The following is a 19,109-nucleotide window of genomic DNA, read 5'->3' on the forward strand; positions in this document are numbered from 1 at the left end:
CTCCTTTTTACATAGCCATGCCGCCATCCACACTGATTACCTGACCAGTGATGTACCCAGCTTCCTCTGATGCCAGAAATGCCGCCACACCGGCAATATCTTCCGCTGCTCCAAAACGTTTCATTGGGATCTGCTCTAAAGATGCCGCTTTTACGGATTCCGGCAGAACCTCAGTCATAGCCGTATGAATAAAACCGGGAGCTACCGCATTTACTGTAATTCCCCTGCTTGCAACTTCCCTGGCAAATGACTTGGTAATGCCGATAACACCAGCCTTGGCTGCACAGTAATTTGCCTGGCCTGCATTGCCTAACACGCCGGAAACAGAGGAAATGTTTATGATTCTTCCGCTCCTTTGCTTGATCATCTGACGGGCAACATGCTTCATGCAGTTGAATACTCCCTTTAAATTGGTATCGATCACCGCGTCAAAATCTTCTTCCGACATCTTCATCAGCAGATTATCCCGCGTGATCCCTGCATTGTTTACAAGAATATCCAGCTTTCCGTATTTTTTTATGACGCCCTCTAAAAATACGCCAACGCTTTCATATTCCGATACATTACACTGGATGGCCTCCGCCTTGCCGCCTTTTTCTTCAATCTCCTTCACCACTTTTGCAGCCTGGGAATCAGAACCATTATAATTAATAATTACCGTTGCTCCCTGGCCCGCCAGTTTTACGGCTATTGCCTTTCCTATTCCTTTGGCGGCTCCGGTCACCACTGCTATCTTACCATCTAACATGCTCATTACCTCCCCTTTACAGCTCTGTTATTTTCTCCATGTCTTCCAGCTTCTCTATATTTAAGACTCTTACGTCCTTCGTAATCTTCTTGACGAATCCGGCCAAAGTCTTACCCGGCCCGATTTCGATAAAGGTATCCACTCCGTCTGCCACCATGGTTTCCACACTTTGCTGCCAGCGCACAGAAGAATACACCTGCTCTTTAAGCAAAGACTTTACCATTCCGCAGTCTGTTACATACTGCGCTGTCACATTGGCTACGTAGGGAATTTCAGGGGTTTTTATTTCCACGCCCTCCAGCACCTCTCCCAGTCTTTCCCCCGCACCGGTGAGCAAGGAGGAATGGAACGGCCCGCTTACATTTAACAAAAGCGCCCGTTTTGCGCCTGCTGCCAGAAGCCTTTCATTTGCTGCTTCCACAGCCTCTTTTTTACCTGATATTACAATCTGCCCCGGGCAGTTGTAATTGGCGATCTGGACTCCCTCCATACCGCTTAATACCTCTTCAATCTTTAAGGCATCCAGTGCCAGAATCGCTGCCATGGCTCCGATCCCCTGAGGAACAGCTTCCTGCATGAGGATTCCCCTCTGCCGGACTGTCCGTATGGCATCTGCGTCGCTCATGACGCCTGCCGCTGCAAGCGCACAGTATTCTCCCAGGCTTAAACCGGCAGTTACCTGCGGCCTTATTCCCTTTTCTGCTTCCAGCACCCGCATCATGGCGATGCTGGTGGTTACCATGGCTGCCTGAGTATATTCCGTAATATCCAGCCGGTCATTCTTTTCAAAGCAAAGTTTTGGTAAGTCAAAACCAAGCAGGCTGGTAGCCATATCATATGTTTCTTTTCCAATCCCTGTCTGCTCATAAAAATCCTGGCCCATACCACAGTACTGCGCACCCTGGCCTGGGAAAATAAATGCAATCTTGCTCATAATAATAAACTCCTCTTTAACGGCCAAGCAACCTCTCTGCCTGTTCCATCATCTCTTCAATCATTTCCTTGCAGGTCTGTTCCCTGGCGATCATACCTGCAATCAGTCCGGCCATAACCGTACCGTTTGTGATATCCCCCTCCTGAACCGCCTTTCTTAAAGTTCCAAGGGTCATATATTCCAATTCCTCAAAGGATTTGCCTTCCTGCTCCAGCCTTGCATACTCTCTGGTCATCTGGTTTCGCAAAGACCTTACGGGATGGCCATGGCTGCGTCCGGTTACTGCGGAATCAATATCCTTCGCCTTAATAATCCGCTGTTTGTAGTTGTCATGGACAATGGATTCCTTTGCAACCACAAACCTGGTTCCGATCTGGACAGCCTCCGCTCCCAGCATAAACGCTGCAGCAATTCCCCGTCCGTCTCCGATGCCGCCGGCTGCAATCACTGGTATGGATACTGCATCCACTATCTGGGGAACTAAAGTCATGGTCGTCTGTTCGCCGATATGGCCGCCTGATTCACAGCCTTCCGCCACCACTGCGTCCGCACCGTACTTCTCCATTCTCTTTGCCAGCGCCACAGAAGCCACCACAGGGATCACCTTAATACCTGCTGCCTTCCACATATCCATATATTTTTCCGGGTTTCCGGCTCCGGTGGTCACCACCTTGATGCCTTCCTCCACCACTACCTTAGCCACATCCTCAGCATGAGGGCTTAACAGCATAACATTGACACCGATGGTTTTCCCTGTCAGTTCCTTTGCCTTGCGGATCTCCGCCCGTACCACCTCGCCGGGAGCATTTGCCCCACCGATAAGGCCTAAGCCTCCGGCTTCCGATACGGCCGCCGCGAGATGATGCTCAGCCACCCAGGCCATGCCTCCCTGGATAATCGGATGTTCCACTCCCAAAAGTCCGGTAACTCTGGTTTTCATTACGCTTCCACGCCCTTTGCTTTTAAATAGTCCATAACCTGCTGAACTGTAGTCAGTTTCTCCAAATCCTCAGATGGGATTTCAACAGAATACTCATCCTCAAGAGCCATAACAAGCTCAAATAAATCCAAGGAATCTGCTCCTAAGTCCTCTTTGAAGGAGGATTCAGCGGTAATTTTACCTGCCTCTACGTTTAACTGTTCTGCGATAATTTCCTGCATTTTCTCTAACATCATTTAATCTCCTTTTTATTGTCATTTTTATTTTTATACTATTACTTTGAGTTTCAAAGTATTAGCCGAAATCATTACCACTCCAAAAGAGTGGCTCCCCAGGTTAATCCTGCTCCAAAGCCAGCAAGTACAAGTTTATCTCCCCGCTGTAATTTTCCTTCCCGGTTCATCTCATCTAAAAGTATTGGTATGGTTGCTCCCGACGTATTCCCAAACCGTTCCAGATTGGTGGGAAACTTTTCCATGGGTATCTTCAACCGCTTTGCGATGGATTCAAAAATCCGGTAATTTGCCTGATGCAGAATAAAATATTTAATTTCTTCCATGTCGGTTCCGCTTTCTTCCACTACCCGTTTAATGGCCTCCGGTACCGTCTTTGCTGCAAATTTGAACACTTCCTGGCCGTCCATGGTCATATAACCAAGCTCCGGCTTCTTTCCTGTGAGAAAGTTTCCTGTGGTCCGCCCTCCGCATTCCAGAACCTTTCCCCTGGTGCCATCTGCTCCCATGGTCATATGGAGGATTCCCTTCTCTTCTGCCCGCACCACAGCCGCTCCGGCTCCGTCGCCGAACAGGACGCAGGTGCTTCTGTCATTCCAGTCAATAAGCTTGCTCAAGGTATCCGCCCCAATTACAAGCCCGGTCCGGTAGATCCCTGCCTTAAAAAAGCTATGAACCGTATTTAAGGCATAAACAAATCCGGAACATGCTGCGCTTAAATCAAAAGCAACAGCCAGATCAGCTCCGATTGCCGCCTGTACCTCACAGGCACCGCTGGGGAAACAGCAATCCGCAGAAGAGGTGGCTAAAATGATGATATCCAGCTCCTTTGCCGAAACACCGGCATTCATAAGGGCCTCTTTTGCAGCCTGTATGGCTAAATCAGAGGTTCCTGACTCCGCCGATGCGATCCGTCTTTCCTTTATTCCGGTTCTGGTCCTTATCCACTCATCATTGGTATCCACAAATTTTGCCAGATCCTCATTGGTTACCACCTGCTCCGGGACTGCAGAACCTGTTCCAATTATTCTTGTCGTCATAAATTCCCCCATCCATGCTGTGTTGGATTGTTTTATTAATCAAATATTTTGAATATCAAAATAATTTTATAAAATGATAAGCGGATTGTCAAGAGAAATTTTACAATTCATTTTCTAACAAGTACTGATAAACCTCTCTTTTACTGATTCCCCTGTCCTTTGCCACCATGCGCATGGCTTCCTTCCGGTCTATCCCCTGGTTTACATAAAGGTCCATGTGTTCCTCCATGGACATCTCCCGGGAAGCCATGGATCTTTCCTCGATCTTCTCCCTGATGCTCTTTCCTTCTATGACGATGACGCACTCTCCCTTAGGCCCTTCCTCTTCATAAGCCTTTAAGGCAGCAAAAAAGGTTGTCCGAAACGCCGTCTCATACCTTTTCGTTAGCTCTCTGCAAATGGTGATCCTCCGGTCGCCCAAAGCCTCATAAAGTTCTTTTAAGGTTCTGACAAGCCGGTGGGGCGCTTCGTAAATGATCATGGTCCTGGTCTCTTCTTTAAGCTCCTCTAAAATCCACTGCTTCTCCTTCTTATCAGACGGCAGAAACGCTTCAAAGCAAAAACGCCTGGTACCAAGCCCGGAAAGGGTGAGAGCCGTAATACAGGCCGCCGGTCCGGGAAGAGAAGTCAGCTCAATTCCCGCCTCATAGCACTGCTTTACCAGTTCTTCCCCTGGATCCGAGATTCCCGGCGTCCCGGCGTCTGTGATTAAGGCAACTTTAACTCCCTGTTTCATCTGCTCCACCAAGTACCTGGCTTTTTCCACTTTATTATACTCATGGTAGCTGGTCATAGGCGTTTTTATATCAAAATGGTTTAATAGCTTGATGCTGTGGCGGGTATCCTCCGCAGCGATCAAATCCACTTCCTTTAACGTATTTAAAACCCTCAGGGTAATATCATCAAGATTCCCTATAGGCGTTGCGCATAAAAATAATTTTTCCTTTTTTTCTTCCAATTAAGGCATTTCCTTTCCCGGCAAAAATCAATACCCGTAAATGGTATAGATTTCATCCGTATACACACCTGGTTCTTTATACACAATGACAGGGGCTTCCACCTTGATCATGGATCTTCCTCCCCTCACAGCTTCAATAAGAACCATGTTGGCTTCCCTGTCCACAAAGGGATGAACCATCTTCATCCGCTTTGGTTCCAGCCCGAAGCTCTTTAAAGCCGTTATAATCTCAGCCAGCCTATGAGGCCGGTGTACCATATAAAAACGTCCGCCTGGACGCAAAAGCCTTGCTGCTTCTCGGGTTACATCATTTAGGGTACATAACACCTCGTGGCGGGCAATCGCCTTTGGCAGCTCAGGATTTTTAAGGCCATGAGAATCATTCATATACGGGGGATTTGAGGTCACTACGTCAAAGGAAGCCGCGCCAAATAAACGGCTGGCTTCCTTTATATCTCCCGTTACAATGGATATTTTTTCTTCCAGATGGTTTAAAGCCACGCTTCTTCTGGCCATTTCCGCCATTGTTTCCTGAATCTCCAGCCCGGTATAATGCAGGCCCTGGTTTTTGGCCTCCAAAAGGAGGGGGATGATTCCGGTGCCTGTCCCTAAATCCACCGCCTTTTCCCCCGGCTTTACCAGAGCAAATCCGGAAAGAAGGACCGCATCCATACCAAAGCAGAACCCATCCCGGTTCTGTATGATCTTATATCCGTTTCTTTGCAGATCATCAATACGCTCATTTTCTTTTAAATCAGTTGTCATCTAACTTGGACTTTCCTTCTTTCTTTTCAAGGGCTTCTAATACCTTTAATTCCTCATCCGTTACCTGGGCCTTGTCCCGACGGCGTCTGGGCTTGAATTTCAGCTGATCCACCCGGTATTCCCGGATTTCCTTTTCATCCTTTATGTTGACAACCACCTTTACCAGCTGCCTTAAAACACTTACGGAATGAACCTCTCCCTTAAGTCCGTCATCTGTTGTTACATAATCGCCTACAATAGGAAGCTTGCTGTTAAGCTCTTCATAAGTTTCCTCTTCATTCTTTAAACAGCACATAAGCCTTCCGCAAACACCGGATATCTTGGTAGGATTTAAGGACAGATTCTGCTCCTTTGCCATCTTAATGGATACGGGTATGAATTCTGAAAGGTAGGAATGGCAGCACAAGGTTCTGCCGCAAATGCCGATTCCTCCCACGATCTTTGTTTCATCCCGGACCCCTACCTGGCGAAGCTCGATCCTGGTCTTGAAAACAGAAGCAAGATCTTTAACAAGCTCCCTGAAATCGATTCTTCCGTCCGCAGTAAAATAAAACAGCACCTTATTGTTGTCAAAGGTATATTCCGCATCAATCAGCTTCATCTGCAGACCATGTTTTCTGATCTTCTCCTTGCAGATTTTAAATGCTTCCTTTTCCTTTTCATGGTTTCTTTTTTCCACTTCATCGTCAGCCTTGGTCGCCATGCGGATCACTGGCTTTAACGGCTGGACCACTTTTTCGTCTTCCACTTCCCGGCATCCCAGGACAACATAACCATATTCAACTCCCCGGGCAGTCTCCACAATTACATGATCCCCAGTCCGTACCTCCAGGCTCATGGGATCAAAGTAATATATCTTTCCTGCGTTTCGGAACCGAACGCCAATTACTTTTATCATCTATTAATTCTCCTTCATAACAAGCAGCATGAGCTCCATAGCCAGTTCCATATTGACATTCGCATCCAGACGGATTCTGGCCTTGTCTATGGCCTGTAAAATCATCTCAATGCCATCATAAGCGCTGGCAGCGCTCATCTCTTTCATTGTATTATATTCTTCCCTGAAAACCAGAAGATTGATATCCTGAGTCACTTTAAACATTAAGACATCCCGGTACCACAGCTGCATAAAATCAAGGCAGTCATAGATATCCAGTTTTTCATCCTTCAACTTCTTAATGTAAAAAAGCAGCTCTACAATATCCATATCCTTGATGTGTTTAAGCATATGGATCAATTCCTTATACATCAGCCTGAACTCCTCAGAGGAAGTAAGATGAATAGCCCTTCCAAGATTTCCCCTGGCGAACGCTGCATAAATCTCCGCTTTGCTCTCGGCCATGCCGAAAGATCCTGTTAAATAGGATTTTACCACCGAATCCTGCAGAGGCTTAAGCTTTAACTGCACACATCTGGAAAGAATGGTGGGCAGAAATGCCTCCTGATTGGTCGTAAGCAGCATGATGACCGCATAAGCCGGTGGTTCTTCTATGGTCTTTAACAGCGCGTTCTGAGCCTGAACTGTCATCTTTTCCGCTTCATCCACAATATAGATCTTATAATAACTGCTATAAGGACGTATCATAATGGTGTCATGAATCTGCTCCCTGATATCGTCAACGCCAATGCTTCCCGGCTTTTCATGAGTCAGATAAATCAGATCCGGATGGTTTCCGCTCATGACCTGCTTGCAGGCATGACACTGCATACATGGCTCATTCTTTCCCTTTTCACAGAGTAGGGTCATTGCAAATGCATTGGCCAGGGACTTACGCCCCATCCCCGCTTCACCTGTAAGAATGTACGCATGGGAAACATGATTTGATTCAATCGCCTTTTGCAAATGTTCTTTGATTCTCTCATGGCCGATGATATCATTAAACCCTGGCATAGAGACACCCCCTGTCGACGTTATCTGACCCGCCTTCCTGTTCCATTCACACCGGAAAACGAATCAAACTAATTATAACATAGAACGTTTGCCACCACAAGAATGAAGTATTGGCAAATCCTTTATCATTTCCTTTTATTCTGCACATTTTCAACCAATATTTTGCAGTACAAGAAACTTTTTGAGTTGAGATTATAGATCTGGTGAAGTATACTGAAAAGAGAAGGTAACATTCGTATCGGATTATAACTATAGGGGATGATTTAAATTTTAGGAATAATAATAGCAGACGACGAAAAGAAAATATGCAGACTTTTAGAATATTTGATCGACTGGGATAAAATAGGGGCAAAACTTCTGGGCGTTGCTTATGACGGCATTACTGCACTTCAACTGATTCAGGAAAAGAAACCTGACGTTCTGCTTACGGATATCCGTATGCCGGGCATGGATGGCCTGCAGCTGATTGAGGAAGCCAAAAAACAGAATGCTGCCCTTAAATGCATTATCATAAGCGGCTATAAGGACTTTCAGTATGCTCAGCAGGGAATCCGGTACGGAGTGCGGGATTATTTGCTGAAACCCATTAATCAGGATGATCTGACCCGCACATTGAAGAAGCTTGTCAATGAAACCATGGAGCAGAAAAGCAGTCAGGAAGCCCGGATTCACCTGGAGAAAACCGTAAGAAACTATTCCGGTGAGTTTAAACGGGTATTTTTAAAAATAGCACTGGAACAAAAACCGGAGGAAAAACCTGAAACAGTATTAAAAGAAGTCCGGAAAATCAACACCTCCCGTGTTGCTGAACGGGACAGCCGGTGTCTGGTTGTGAAGCCGGACATAGAATATAAGGATTTCACAAAAGACGCCTATCAGCTTTTAATTGATAAAACCATTGAGATCCTGCAGGTTGAATTTGCTTCCGACGACGGAGAGTTAACCATTGAGACATCCGATGAGGGCATATTTTTATTGCTTTCCCAGGAACTTTCTGACCGGGAAGAGCTGATCAAAGCCGTAAACCATGTCAGAGACCGAGTCATGGGGCTTCAGGACTTATTTCCAAAGATATATTTTACAGCAATCATCACGGAGCCGGTAGATACAGACGAAGAGCTTATCCGGCAGATCCAGCACAGCCGGATTGCCATGTACAACCGGCTCCTTACGGATACCGATACGGTTTCAGAATTAAAGATACTTAACTTCGGATCAGAAGAAAAGCACTCCTTAACCTCAAAGATTTCAAGGCTGCTGGAAAACCGGCCGGAATCCTTTGAACCGGAAGAAATAAAGAAATACGTAAACCAGGCCAAACGGATCATGCGTGCAGCAAAAGGCATCTCCGGCCTTGACGTTAAAATGGAACTGCTCCGGCTGGCCCTCAATTATCTGGACTGGCTTGGGCAGCTTGATACCCCTTTGGACAAAAGCGGGAAAACCGCTTACTTTTCCGAAATGTATGAGCACTGCATCAGCCTTGACCAGGCATTTGAACTCCTGGAAGAAACCCTTACAAATGCCCTGCTTGAAGTTTTAAACCATTTAAAAAGCAAAGAAATAAAGCCGGTTGCCTATGCCAAACATTATATAGACGAAAACAAAGGCATTCATATAAAGCTGGAAGAGCTTGCTAAAAATGCCGGATTCAGTTATACCTATTTCTCATACTTATTTAAAAAAGAAACAGGAATAACACTGACCGAATATATCCAGACGGTAAGAATTGAGACCGCCAAAAAGCTTCTGGTGGAAAAAGAACGGAACGTAAGCGAAATAGCGGAACTGGTTGGTTACAGTGATATCAAATTTTTCACCAAGCAGTTTAAAAAAGCGCTGGGCGTCTCTCCCAATGAATACCGCAAAATGTTTCTGGAACGATGAACCAGGGAGGAGATTCTTTGAAAAAACAATGGTTGAAAAAACAGATTCTGATCTGGATAGGGGCCATGATTTCATGGAGCTGCCTTGCCCTGATCCTGTTCTTTCTGATTCTGCTTAAGCCGGAACTGACGGAATCCATTCTTTATGCTGTTATGGCATGGAGTATGCTGTTTTCCTTTCTCCTGCTGCTGGTTTTCGGTAAGATCAGGATTTTAGAACCCCTCCAGACCATGAGAAAAAAAATAGAATTCTTCAACGACGGGATCATTTTCACAGAAATATTCAAAAACCTGGAAGGAATCTCGCCGGACACAGATGCCCTGCTTTTAAAGGTACACTCCATTCTGGACAAGGATAAGATGATGGAAAATGCCAAGCAGCAAGCAAGATATCTGGCCCTTCAAAACCAGATCAATCCTCATTTCCTCTATAATGTACTGGAGTCCATACGTTCCGATGCAATTATTGCAGGAGTCCCGGAAATCGGCAAGATCACAGAGGCCCTTGCCGTATTCTTCCGCTATACAACTTCTAAAATGGAGAGTCTCAGCACCCTTCAGGAAGAATTGGCCAATGTCGAAAATTATTTTTTGATCCAGAAATACCGTTTTGATGATAAGCTGGAATTAAAAATTGAACTGCCCCCGGATGATGAAGAAATTTTAAAAACCCGCATTCCAAAACTTACCCTTCAGCCAATCGTTGAAAATGCCATTAAACACGGATTGGAACCAAAGGTTTCAGGCGGGACCATTGTCATAGATATCGTACACAGCGACACCATTCTTTATCTTTCCGTGATTGATGATGGGATCGGCATTGAAGAAGCAAGGCTTGGCCGCCTCAATGAAAAGCTATCCCGCATGGATGCCGGCGACGGTTCCGCCAATGAAGGAGGAAAGGGAGGGATCGCCCTCATAAATGTAAATTCCAGAATCCGCCTTCTCATGGGTGACGAATATGGTATCCACATCCTCAGCACTCCAGGAATCGGAACCGAAGTATGCCTCACACTTCCTTATATGTTTGAGCAAACAGAAGGGAGAGGATGATGAAAAAAGAACTGATCCGCTATGAAAACATACACTGTTGCATGGATGGACAGACCTGTTTTAACGGCCTCTTCTTTCGGGCGTTTGAGGGGCAGATCTGCTGCGTCATCGTCAACAATACCATTGAAAAGAAAAACTTCCTCCAGCTTCTGTATGGAAACTTAAAGCCGGACTACGGCTGGACCTATTATAAGGGAAAAAAAATAGTATCCTTTAAAACGCAGGAGCAGATGCTGAAACAGACTGCTTTTATCGGCCGCAACAAAGGAATCTTTTCTGAGCTTAGCGTGGCTGAGAACATTTTCGTGGCCAGCGGCCGGGTCCCCTTCTGGAAGCGGGTGAATCCTCTCTGCAGACACGCTCCCGGCCTTCTTAAGGATCTGGATATTTCCATTCCACTGCTGGATAAGGCACATATGCTGGATCCCGGCATGCAAAAACAGGCAGAATTGCTGCGCGCTTTTGTCTCCGGCTGCCATCTGGCCGTTATAACGGATATTGATATGATCATGACGGAAGAACAGCTCAAAAACTTCTTTCACCTGGTGATAAAGTTAAAGGACCAGGGAATGAGTTTTCTCTATGTTGTAAACAGCTCCACCAAATTATACGAATATGCAGATGAAATAACCATCATCAAAAACGGCCGGACCATTGGCCATATGTACCAGGAAGATTCCTCCAAATTCCAGACCTACATGGAATTGTTTGAAAAGTCCCCCAAAAATACCCTGAGAAAAAATGATCTGTCACAAAAACAGATTGATAAAAAAACGGTTCTGGAGTTCCGAAATGTGAAGCTGCCTGATCTTCCCGTATTGAATCTATCGTTAAATGCAGGGGAAGTTCTGAACATCCTGGACTTGGATTCTACGGAATGCAGGAATATTCTTCCCATCCTGCAGGGAGAATGCGGATATGAAGCCGGCAGAATTTTATTAAACGGAAAGGAATATTCCTTCCAGTCCGTTCACCAGTCCATCCGGGATGGAATCGCCTTCATTGAAGCAAGGCCAATGGAAGAAATGCTGTTCGCCGATATGACCGTACTGGATCACATGACTTTCATGATCCAGAGAAACAAGAAAAAATATTTTCTAAGAAAAAAATATAGAAAGATGACCCGGAACCTGTTAGAAGGGATATTCAGCGAAGATGAATTGATGAAAAAAACCTACATGGTCAGCGATGAATGCAAATTAAAACTTTTATATTACCGCTGGATTTTTGTCCGTCCACAGATTCTGGTATGTATAAAACCATTTTCGTCCGTTGATTTTCAGATGCGCCAGATCACCATCAATCTGCTGAAAGAAGTTTTAAAGTCAGGAATCGCTGTAATTATCATCACGAACCAAATTGCAGAAGCTTATACCATGGAAGGAAAGAATATCACCTTTCACGATGGAACCATTGCTATGGAATAAATCTATTTTCAAAAGTTTATTGTATACTTCAACCATAAAAAAGTCTTATTTTCCCAATAAATAAGGCTTTTTTTATATCCAAATGCCGACTTTCGAAAAATGTACCCCCATTTAGCACAAAATATACCATTGTTTCCCCTTCTTTTTACTGTTAAAATAACAAACACATATCATTCATTGATTCTATCAGAGAGATAGAAATTAGAAGGGAGATTAAAATTGATGAAAAGAAAAATTTTATCCATGCTGTTAGCAACCTCCTTGCTGGCTGCCATGACTGGCTGCGGGGAACAAAAGACCGCTTCTGAGACCGCCACAACAGAAAAAACCGCTTCTGAGGATATTACCGTAGGCATCATTCTGAAAACACTGTCCAGTGAATACTGGGGTTATGTTGCGGCAGGCGTTCAGGCTGCATCAAAGGATTTGGGGGTTAAGGTTGATTTACAGGGCCCGGCTTCTGAGACAGCTTATGATGAACAGAACAATATGATCGAAACCATGCTCTCCGGCGGTGTGGATGCATTTGTCATCTCTCCTCTGCAGTCCGACTCCGTAGCAAGCGTAATCGGAGATGTGAATATTCCCATCATAACCGTAGACACTGACGCAGAAATTGCAGGAAAAGTCTCCTTTGTGGGAACCGGTAACGACAATGCGGCTTACCAGGGCGGTTCCTTTGCTGCTAAAAAGGCAGGAAAAGGTGCAAAAGCCGTTATCATCGGAGGCGTTGAAGGCAATGCCACCAGCGATGCCCGTCAGGCAGGATATACCAAAGCTCTGGAAGAAAACGGCGTGGAAATTGTTGCCGTACAGTATGCCCAGTCCAATCCGGATACCGCTGCTAATGTAATGGAAAATATCATAACCGCTCAGAACGGAGACATTCAGATCGTCTGCTGCCACAACGATGATACGGCTGCCGGCGCATCCAATGCTGTAAAACAACTTGGTCTGAAGGATGTCATTATCGTCGGTTTCGATGGCAACCAAAGCGGTGTTCAGAATATCATTGACGGCAACATAACCGCCACCTGCGCACAGGCCGCTTATTCCATGGGCTATAAGGCAGTTGAAACAGCCCTTAAGGCCGTAAAGGGTGAAACCGTTGAAACCTTCATTGATACGGGTTGTGAAGTCATCACAGCAGATAATGCAGAAAACTACTTAGAAAAACTGAAAGGCTACTTGAAATAAACATCTGAACACGTTAGGAAAGGTTTGGCGGCATTATGAGTAATTATTTGGTTGAGCTGAAAGATGTAACAAAACGCTTCCCTGGTGTAGTTGCAATGCGAAACATGTCATTGCAGATCAGACCTGGTGAAATCCACGGACTGATCGGTGAAAACGGTGCCGGAAAATCTACCCTGATCAAGGTTCTGACCGGTGTACATATTCCGGAAGAAGGCTCTATTTATATAGAAGGTAAAAAAGTTTCATTTAAGAATCCAAATGAAGCTGCATCTGCCGGAATTGCCTGTGTATACCAGGAGTTAAACATCGTTAAGCTCCTTTCTGTCACTGACAATATCTTTATTAACAAAGCCTTAAAAAAGAAAGGCAGCCCATTTCTGGAATATACCAAGATGCATGAAATGGCCCATGAAGTTATGCTTTCTCTGGGTCAGGACATTGATGTAAAAAAGCAATGCGGTACCTATGGAATGGGAATCCAGCAGATGGTGGAAATCGCAAAAGCAGTCCTTATTGACGCAAAACTCATTATCATGGATGAGCCTACATCCAGCCTTGGTGAAAAGGAAGTGGATCAGTTAATGAAAACGGTCCGATCCTTAAAGGAAAAGGGCATTGCAATTCTGTTCGTGTCCCATAAGCTGGAAGAACTTTTCGAGATATGCGACCGCGTAACGGTCATGAGAGATGGAGAACACATCCTGACAAAAAATACTGATGAATTGGATAACGATTCCCTGATCTCTGCCATGGTAGGCAGAACACTGGATAATCAATATCCGAAAGTTGAATCGGAGACCGGTACAGCGGCACTCCGGGTAGAACATTTGAACTCCGCAGGTGTTTTAAGAGATGTGAGCTTTCATGCGAATCATGGAGAAATCCTTGGTTTTGCAGGTTTAGTAGGCGCTGGCAGAACCGAAACATTCCGGGCCGTGTTTGGCGCTGATCTCTATGACAGCGGAGATATTTATATAAACGAAAAGAAAGTAAACATAAAATCACCCAAACATGGCATCCGCTGCGGGATGGCTTTCCTAACAGAAGACCGCAAAGGACAGGGACTTGTTCTTTCTCAATCAGTCCGGACAAACCTGATCTTAAGTAATATGAGAAACTGTACGAAAGGGTTGTTCTTTAATGAGAAACAGATCGATCAACTGGCGGAAGAAAATATCAGCGACTTAAAAATAAAAACTCCCACTGCCGATGAGGTGGTGGGACAGTTATCAGGCGGCAATCAGCAAAAGGTGGTTATTGGAAAATGGATCAATACAAACGCAGATATCTATATTTTTGATGAGCCGACCAGAGGAATTGACGTAGGTGCTAAAGTCGAGGTTTACAACATCATGAACCGTTTGGTTAAAGCGGGAAAATGTGTTATCATGATTTCTTCCGAATTACCGGAAATCATAGGAATGAGTGACCGGGTGATTGTCATGAGGGAAGGAAAAATCATGGGAGAACTTTCGAGAAAAACAGATGATTTAAATCAGGAGATTATCATGAAAGCTGCTTGGGGAGGTGAAATTCGATGAAAAAGAAAAAAATGAAAGATATTTTAGGAAAGGTGGCCCCTTTGCTTGCCTTAGTTCTATTGTTCATTGTATTATCTTTGGCAACAGACAAATTTTTTACAATCAATAATATGATGAATATTCTAAGGCAAACGGCTGTTAACGGTCTGATCTCCGCAGCCATGCTGGTAGTGCTTATTACGGCAGGCATCGACTTGTCTGTCGGTGCGAATGCAATTCTGTGCGCATGTATGATGGGTATGTTAAAAACAACCTTTGGCATTTCAAACTCACTGGTACTTATCCTGGTCTGTATTATAACCGGTGTTTTCATCGGCTTCCTAAACGGCATATTGCTCACAAAAATGCATCTTCCCCATCCTTTTGTTTCAACCCTGGGTATGAAAAATGTACTCTGCGGCCTGGCACTGCTGGTTGTCTCAACAAAAACAATCTCCGGCTTTCCGGATGCCGTAACATTTTTAGGTTCCAGTAACTTATTAAAAGTATCCGGCGGATTCTCAGGAATTCCTTTATGCTTTATAATTTTGATATTGATCTATATCGTATATCATTTCTTTTTAAATAAAACGGCTCTTGGAAGAATGATTTACTGCGTAGGCGGCAATCCAGAAGCTGCCCGCCTTTCCGGCATCAATTCCGATAATATACTGATATTTGTTTACAGCTTATCCGGATTTATGTGCGCCATTGCCGGACTCGTTATTGTGGGACGTTCCGCAGTCGCCAATCCTTCTGCCGCAATTTCCCCATATGATACGGATGCCATTGCAGCATGCATTATTGGCGGTGCTTCCTTTATGGGCGGAAAAGGAACCATCTGGGGAACTCTGATCGGCGCCCTGATGATTTCTACCATCCGAAATGGTTTAACACTTTTAAATACTTCAAGCTCAGTACAGTATATTGTTATAGGTCTGGTAATAATCGCCGCCGTATTTATTGATGTAACAAGGACACGTATGGAAGCAAAAGCAAAACGGCTTGCAGCTAAATAAAAGACAACTTTAAAATAAGCATGAAAGGCGCTATGGGATTCCATATCTCTTTCATGCTTATTTTAATATTATTTATATCTCTGCCGTCACAGCTTTCACGATCTCATCCAGGCATGCTTCCAGCTCCTGATTGCAGAATCGCCTATGTATTCCGCATCTAACGAGATTTTCTTCTTTAAAATCCTCTTCATCCGCCAGAAATCTTCTGCAAAGCTCCTTATACTTAGGTGTCTTCTGTCCCCTTTCCCGTTTAATCGCTCTTAAGAGCCGGTCTCCATCCTCAACCACAACATAAATAGGAAACAGCCTGTCCTCTCCAAAATAAGCCCTTGTCTCTTCATATGATTCCAGGGTTCCGATCATCAGATATCCACTCTTCCCAGCTAAATCGATCTGACCGTCATCAACAGTAAAATAACTCCATGGCCCATAGACTGTTTCATACGTCCTCTCTTCAATAAGCCTGTTCTCTTTCCTGAATTCCTCCAGCTTATCTCTGGTAGTAAAATAATATTCCACCCCATCCCTTTCCCCATCCCGAATCGGCCTGGTGGTATATAAAACAACTTTCTTTAATTGGGGAAGCCTCTTTAAAAGTCTTTTATAAATCGTATCTTTTCCGGAAGCGCTCTTTCCCATTACATAGAATATTTTGCCCATATTATCTGCTCCATCTTTTATCCTGTCTTTTAATCTGTCTTTTAATCTATTTTTAATCTATCTTTTAATCTATTTTTTAATCTATCTTTTAATCTATCTTTTAATCTATTTTTAATCTATCTTTTAATAATCTTTTAATCTATCTTTTTATTTTATCTTTTATTTTATCTTTTATTTATCTTTAATTTTATCTTCCATCCGGCTCTGTTACATCAACCACATAGATTTCCCTGGAATCTTCATCCTCCATCCCCTGTACCGCAAGGCCTAGCTCCTTATATTTCATGATCAGACCAATGGATTCCTTATTTAAAACTTCTCCCGGCACAACGATGGGAATTCCCGGCGGATACACATAAACAAATTCTGCCGATACCATACCCTCTCCGTCGGGAATTGCTACCCTGCGCCTGGATTCATCCATTGCCTGCGCAATAGTCATCCGGCATTCCGGCGTTCTTTCCAGTTCCTGAAATAGGGGGTTTTCACCTTCAAAGTCTTTATCTGTGGAAAGACCGGAATCTATATGAAGCAGGGCATTGCAAAGCCGATTTAGACCTTCCTGAGTATCAGCCAGAGTCGTTATTGCAGTCACATAGTCTGAACCGCACATTTCCATCTCCAGATGATATTCCTTTCTTAGCCTGTCGTCCAGCCAGGCTCCCGATTTTCCCGTGCCCCTTGTGGAAATAACTATTTTAGAACGGTCCATGTCATAGATTCCATACATTCCCTTCTCCTGATCCGTAAGAAGCCTAAGGTGTTTCAAACCGGACAAAACCTTTCGTACCTCATCTATTTTACAGGAAAAGAGCTTCATCTGTTCCAGCCCCTCCCCGGCCATATAGCGTATACAACCCTCGATTCCCGCCATCAGCACGTAGGATGGGCTGCTGGACTGATACATGTGTACATAGCGGTCCAACCTCCCCATATCCACATATCCTTCCCTTACATGCATGACAGACGTCTGTGTAAAGGAAGGAAGGGTCTTATGAAGGCTCTGAATCACCACATCCGCACCAAGCTCTAATGCAGAAACCGGAAATCCTCCCCTTCTCCCAAAAGAAAAGTGGGCTCCATGTGCTTCATCCACAATAAGAGGCAGACGAAACCTATGAACAACCTTTGCAATGACCTTAATATCAGATACAATTCCATCATAGGTTGGGGATACCACAAATACCGCCTCTATCTCTGGATGATTCATCAACATTTCTTCTATTTTTTCCGGAAGTAATCCACCTTGAATACCAAATGACTGTATTATTTGTGGATAAATATATTCCGCTCTTAACTGATTGAGGAAAACTCCATGAAACGCTGACTTATGGCAGTTCCTGCTCATAAGAATGGTTCCGCCCCTTGATACGGTCCCGCTTATGGCGCTAAGTATTCCGCTGCTGCTGCCATTGATAAGATAATAAGTCCTGCAGCTCCCGTAAATCCTAGAAGCCCATTCCATGGACTCCTTTAAAATTCCTTCCGGATGGTGCAAATTATCAAAGTCGTCTATCTCCGTAATATCTATAGAAAAAGGATTTGGAAAATCAACGGCAAAAGATCCTTTATACTGCCTTTTATGACCCGGCATATGAAAGGGGTAAATATCCGATTTCCCATATTCCATTAACTTTTTTAATAAATTCGGTGTATCATTCATAGTATGAACCTCCTTTCGTCCATATAAACCACTGTCCCATTTCCCTGTTCTTTTTGCATAATCCTTTATAAATCGACCCTTTTAGTATAGCATCCTTATCCTCTCTTTACAATTTTTTCTCATAGCGCTATAATATAATTTTGGAAATAAAAAAGGAGATGGTTATTATGAGATTAATCGAATTTAAAATGGAGCGACCGGGCCTGGTAAAAGCTGGAGATGAAGTTCAGATCATAGAGCGGGAAGGAACCAGCAGCTACAGCTATATCATTGACCCTGCTGTGGCCATGTCCGGCTGCTATGTGGGACGGGACCGGATTAAATCCGATCATGGGATTGTAAAAGAGATAAAACACAATGACCGCGGGTATTATGTGATTGTGGAATTCGATGAATGATCCTCTTTAATCATTGCAAAATAAAAAGCCCTGAAACATTTCTGTTTCAAGGCTTGTCCTGAGACACCGGGGACTCGAACCCCGGACAACTTGATTAAAAGTCAAGTGCTCTACCACCTGAGCTAGTATCCCATATGCCCAAAGCCGGAATCGAACCAGCGACACGAGGATTTTCAGTCCTCTGCTCTACCAACTGAGCTATCTGGGCCTATGTACCTTCATTAGTACACGTTTTGACAAAATTAGTCAAAAAAAATTGCGGGGGCAGGATTTGAACCTGCGACCTTCGGGTTATGAGCCCGACGAGCTTCCAGACTGCTCCACCCCGCGTTATTCAATTATAGTATATGCAGTGATTAAGATTTTAATCACCAAATGGATGGAGATGGATTCGAACCATCGAAGCGTGTCGCAACAGATTTACAGTCTGCCCCCTTTGGCCACTCGGGAACCCATCCATATTTTATTAAAGTGATGCAAGCCGATGATCGGACTCGAACCGATAACCTGCTGATTACAAATCAGCTGCTCTGCCAATTGAGCCACATCGGCACAAATCTTCTCATGCGTATTGCTTTGCATACTGAATGGGACCTATAGGGCTCGAACCTATGACCCTCTGCTTGTAAGGCAGATGCTCTCCCAGCTGAGCTAAGATCCCATATACAAAATTTAGTTTTCAAACGACCCGGATGGGATTCGAACCCACGACCTCCGCCGTGACAGGGCGGCGCTCTAACCAGCTGAGCCACCAGGCCAAACCTTTTTGAAGGCTAT

At 44.5% G+C, this 19,109-nt stretch carries 18 protein-coding genes and 7 tRNA genes; 7 read left to right on the top strand and 18 right to left on the bottom strand.

All coding sequences use genetic code 11. The features are described from left to right. Positions 1-7: 7 nt before the first annotated feature. The 9 genes from fabG to holB form a co-directional block, all read right to left on the bottom strand. Positions 8-748 (bottom strand): 3-oxoacyl-[acyl-carrier-protein] reductase, encoded by a 741-nt coding sequence (gene fabG / locus AC27IJ_RS20335; RefSeq protein ID WP_487150586.1) that lies wholly within the window; start codon positions 746-748, stop codon positions 8-10. Between the two features lie 16 nt (positions 749-764). Then, positions 765-1,682, bottom strand: coding sequence for an ACP S-malonyltransferase (gene fabD / locus AC27IJ_RS20340; protein WP_312503446.1), 918 nt, complete (start codon positions 1,680-1,682; stop codon positions 765-767). Between the two features lie 16 nt (positions 1,683-1,698). Continuing rightward, positions 1,699-2,622, bottom strand: a complete 924-nt coding sequence (fabK, locus tag AC27IJ_RS20345; protein WP_487150589.1) for an enoyl-[acyl-carrier-protein] reductase FabK — start codon at positions 2,620-2,622, stop codon at positions 1,699-1,701. Beyond that, entirely contained in the window at positions 2,622-2,855 is a 234-nt protein-coding gene (gene acpP, locus AC27IJ_RS20350) for an acyl carrier protein (RefSeq protein ID WP_054739924.1), read from the bottom strand. Before acpP ends, fabK begins: the two co-directional genes overlap by 1 nt. A 74-nt stretch (positions 2,856-2,929) precedes the next feature. Then, entirely contained in the window at positions 2,930-3,895 is a 966-nt protein-coding gene (locus AC27IJ_RS20355) for a beta-ketoacyl-ACP synthase III (protein WP_312445375.1), read from the bottom strand. 100 nt (positions 3,896-3,995) lie between these two features. Further along, entirely contained in the window at positions 3,996-4,853 is an 858-nt protein-coding gene (gene rsmI, locus AC27IJ_RS20360) for a 16S rRNA (cytidine(1402)-2'-O)-methyltransferase (protein WP_487150591.1), read from the bottom strand. A gap of 27 nt (positions 4,854-4,880) precedes the next feature. Beyond that, entirely contained in the window at positions 4,881-5,618 is a 738-nt protein-coding gene (locus AC27IJ_RS20365; protein WP_487150593.1) for a tRNA1(Val) (adenine(37)-N6)-methyltransferase, read from the bottom strand. After that, on the bottom strand, positions 5,608-6,516 hold the full coding sequence (locus AC27IJ_RS20370; RefSeq protein ID WP_312445370.1) for a PSP1 domain-containing protein: 909 nt from the start codon (positions 6,514-6,516) through the stop codon (positions 5,608-5,610). The genes AC27IJ_RS20365 and AC27IJ_RS20370 overlap by 11 nt, the downstream gene beginning before the upstream one ends. A 3-nt stretch (positions 6,517-6,519) precedes the next feature. Beyond that, positions 6,520-7,509, bottom strand: coding sequence for a DNA polymerase III subunit delta' (gene holB / locus AC27IJ_RS20375; RefSeq protein ID WP_487150595.1), 990 nt, complete (start codon positions 7,507-7,509; stop codon positions 6,520-6,522). Between the two features lie 282 nt (positions 7,510-7,791). Between holB and AC27IJ_RS20380 the strand changes: the two genes are divergently transcribed. The 6 genes from AC27IJ_RS20380 to AC27IJ_RS20405 all read left to right on the top strand — a co-directional run bounded on the left by AC27IJ_RS20380 (position 7,792) and on the right by AC27IJ_RS20405 (position 15,611). Beyond that, positions 7,792-9,396 (top strand): response regulator transcription factor, encoded by a 1,605-nt coding sequence (locus AC27IJ_RS20380; RefSeq protein ID WP_487150612.1) that lies wholly within the window; start codon positions 7,792-7,794, stop codon positions 9,394-9,396. Positions 9,397-9,413: 17 nt separating this feature from the next. Then, the gene (locus AC27IJ_RS20385; RefSeq protein WP_312445366.1) at positions 9,414-10,448 is read left to right on the top strand and encodes a sensor histidine kinase; all 1,035 of its coding nucleotides are present in this window, start codon (positions 9,414-9,416) and stop codon (positions 10,446-10,448) included. After that, a complete protein-coding gene (locus tag AC27IJ_RS20390; protein WP_487150598.1) occupies positions 10,445-11,875 on the top strand; it encodes a sugar ABC transporter ATP-binding protein in 1,431 nt (476 codons plus the stop codon). Before AC27IJ_RS20385 ends, AC27IJ_RS20390 begins: the two co-directional genes overlap by 4 nt. Before the next feature lie 222 nt (positions 11,876-12,097). After that, complete coding sequence (locus tag AC27IJ_RS20395; RefSeq protein WP_487150600.1) at positions 12,098-13,072, top strand: sugar ABC transporter substrate-binding protein; 975 nt, start codon at positions 12,098-12,100, stop codon at positions 13,070-13,072. A 35-nt stretch (positions 13,073-13,107) separates the two neighbouring features. Then, positions 13,108-14,613 (top strand): sugar ABC transporter ATP-binding protein, encoded by a 1,506-nt coding sequence (locus AC27IJ_RS20400; protein ID WP_487150602.1) that lies wholly within the window; start codon positions 13,108-13,110, stop codon positions 14,611-14,613. Then, positions 14,610-15,611 (top strand): ABC transporter permease, encoded by a 1,002-nt coding sequence (locus AC27IJ_RS20405; protein WP_312445359.1) that lies wholly within the window; start codon positions 14,610-14,612, stop codon positions 15,609-15,611. Before AC27IJ_RS20400 ends, AC27IJ_RS20405 begins: the two co-directional genes overlap by 4 nt. Positions 15,612-15,683: 72 nt before the next feature. On the opposite strand, the gene AC27IJ_RS20410 is transcribed toward AC27IJ_RS20405, so the two are convergent. Next, positions 15,684-16,271, bottom strand: a complete 588-nt coding sequence (locus AC27IJ_RS20410) for a guanylate kinase (protein ID WP_312445357.1) — start codon at positions 16,269-16,271, stop codon at positions 15,684-15,686. Positions 16,272-16,458: 187 nt separating this feature from the next. Next, positions 16,459-17,934, bottom strand: a complete 1,476-nt coding sequence (locus AC27IJ_RS20415; RefSeq protein WP_487150605.1) for an aminotransferase class I/II-fold pyridoxal phosphate-dependent enzyme — start codon at positions 17,932-17,934, stop codon at positions 16,459-16,461. A gap of 167 nt (positions 17,935-18,101) precedes the next feature. Here AC27IJ_RS20415 and AC27IJ_RS20420 point away from each other — a divergent pair, with 167 nt between their 5' ends. Continuing rightward, on the top strand, positions 18,102-18,332 hold the full coding sequence (locus AC27IJ_RS20420) for a hypothetical protein (RefSeq protein ID WP_025230668.1): 231 nt from the start codon (positions 18,102-18,104) through the stop codon (positions 18,330-18,332). A 59-nt stretch (positions 18,333-18,391) separates the two neighbouring features. Here AC27IJ_RS20420 and AC27IJ_RS20425 read toward each other — a convergent pair. The 7 genes from AC27IJ_RS20425 to AC27IJ_RS20455 all read right to left on the bottom strand — a co-directional run bounded on the left by AC27IJ_RS20425 (position 18,392) and on the right by AC27IJ_RS20455 (position 19,090). Continuing rightward, positions 18,392-18,464, bottom strand: a tRNA-Lys gene (locus AC27IJ_RS20425). 3 nt (positions 18,465-18,467) lie between these two features. Beyond that, positions 18,468-18,540: transfer RNA gene (locus tag AC27IJ_RS20430), tRNA-Phe, on the bottom strand. A gap of 48 nt (positions 18,541-18,588) precedes the next feature. Then, positions 18,589-18,662, bottom strand: a tRNA-Met gene (locus AC27IJ_RS20435). A gap of 46 nt (positions 18,663-18,708) precedes the next feature. Then, positions 18,709-18,790: transfer RNA gene (locus tag AC27IJ_RS20440), tRNA-Tyr, on the bottom strand. A 21-nt stretch (positions 18,791-18,811) separates the two neighbouring features. Next, positions 18,812-18,884, bottom strand: a tRNA-Thr gene (locus tag AC27IJ_RS20445). A gap of 36 nt (positions 18,885-18,920) precedes the next feature. Further along, positions 18,921-18,993 (bottom strand) — tRNA-Val (locus AC27IJ_RS20450). 23 nt (positions 18,994-19,016) lie between these two features. Then, positions 19,017-19,090 (bottom strand) — tRNA-Asp (locus tag AC27IJ_RS20455). Positions 19,091-19,109 lie beyond the last annotated feature (19 nt).

The organism is Lacrimispora sp. YZC11 (assembly GCF_057543815.1).

Bases quoted from the DNA above. Each gene is read 5' to 3' on its own strand.
- AC27IJ_RS20405 (WP_312445359.1), top strand. From the start codon at position 14,610: ATGAAAAAGAAAAAAATGAAAGATATTTTAGGAAAGGTGGCCCCTTTG.
- fabG (WP_487150586.1), bottom strand. From the start codon at position 748: ATGTTAGATGGTAAGATAGCAGTGGTGACCGGAGCCGCCAAAGGAATA.
- AC27IJ_RS20355 (WP_312445375.1), bottom strand. From the start codon at position 3,895: ATGACGACAAGAATAATTGGAACAGGTTCTGCAGTCCCGGAGCAGGTG.
- AC27IJ_RS20400 (WP_487150602.1), top strand. From the start codon at position 13,108: ATGAGTAATTATTTGGTTGAGCTGAAAGATGTAACAAAACGCTTCCCT.
- AC27IJ_RS20420 (WP_025230668.1), top strand. From the start codon at position 18,102: ATGAGATTAATCGAATTTAAAATGGAGCGACCGGGCCTGGTAAAAGCT.
- AC27IJ_RS20415 (WP_487150605.1), bottom strand. From the start codon at position 17,934: ATGAATGATACACCGAATTTATTAAAAAAGTTAATGGAATATGGGAAA.
- fabD (WP_312503446.1), bottom strand. From the start codon at position 1,682: ATGAGCAAGATTGCATTTATTTTCCCAGGCCAGGGTGCGCAGTACTGT.
- AC27IJ_RS20365 (WP_487150593.1), bottom strand. From the start codon at position 5,618: ATGACAACTGATTTAAAAGAAAATGAGCGTATTGATGATCTGCAAAGA.
- acpP (WP_054739924.1), bottom strand. From the start codon at position 2,855: ATGTTAGAGAAAATGCAGGAAATTATCGCAGAACAGTTAAACGTAGAG.
- fabK (WP_487150589.1), bottom strand. From the start codon at position 2,622: ATGAAAACCAGAGTTACCGGACTTTTGGGAGTGGAACATCCGATTATC.
- AC27IJ_RS20370 (WP_312445370.1), bottom strand. From the start codon at position 6,516: ATGATAAAAGTAATTGGCGTTCGGTTCCGAAACGCAGGAAAGATATAT.
- AC27IJ_RS20390 (WP_487150598.1), top strand. From the start codon at position 10,445: ATGATGAAAAAAGAACTGATCCGCTATGAAAACATACACTGTTGCATG.
- AC27IJ_RS20395 (WP_487150600.1), top strand. From the start codon at position 12,098: ATGAAAAGAAAAATTTTATCCATGCTGTTAGCAACCTCCTTGCTGGCT.
- AC27IJ_RS20410 (WP_312445357.1), bottom strand. From the start codon at position 16,271: ATGGGCAAAATATTCTATGTAATGGGAAAGAGCGCTTCCGGAAAAGAT.
- holB (WP_487150595.1), bottom strand. From the start codon at position 7,509: ATGCCAGGGTTTAATGATATCATCGGCCATGAGAGAATCAAAGAACAT.